Below are 378 nucleotides of genomic sequence, written 5' to 3'. Positions count from 1 at the left end.
ACCGATGCGACCAAAGAAGCACAGGACGACAGGCTCGAACGATCTGTTCCGGTCCCGGCTGGACCAGATCATCAACATGCGACACGAGCTGGTTCTGCTCGCCGGCAGGGTCGATTGGGACTGGATCGACGGCGAGATCGCGCCGCTCTACAGCGACAACGGCAGGCCGGGTATCGCGACCCGCTTCATGATCGGATTGCTGCTGCTCAAGCACATCTACGAGGGGGTGTGCGAGCGCTGGGTCCACGATCCGTACTTCCAGTTCTTCACCGGCGAAGAGTTTTTCCAGCACGTTTTCCCGCATGAGCGCTCAGACCTGAGCCACTGGCGCAAGCGGCTCGGCGACAAGCTGGAGCGGTTGTTGGCCGAGAGCCTTCG

General features: G+C 61.6%; 1 protein-coding gene. It reads left to right on the top strand.

Going from position 1 to position 378, the window contains the following annotated elements:
- Positions 1–4: 4 nt before the first annotated feature.
- On the top strand, positions 5–378 hold a 374-nt coding region (locus QJT78_RS52290; protein WP_281460963.1), incomplete at its 3' end, for a transposase.

It is taken from the genome of Bradyrhizobium sp. Mp27, assembly GCF_029953005.1.
In the GTDB taxonomy this organism is placed as follows: domain Bacteria; phylum Pseudomonadota; class Alphaproteobacteria; order Rhizobiales; family Xanthobacteraceae; genus Bradyrhizobium; species Bradyrhizobium barranii.
Note: the sequence above shows the minus strand (reverse complement) of the source record. Positions and strands in the feature narration are given on the sequence as shown.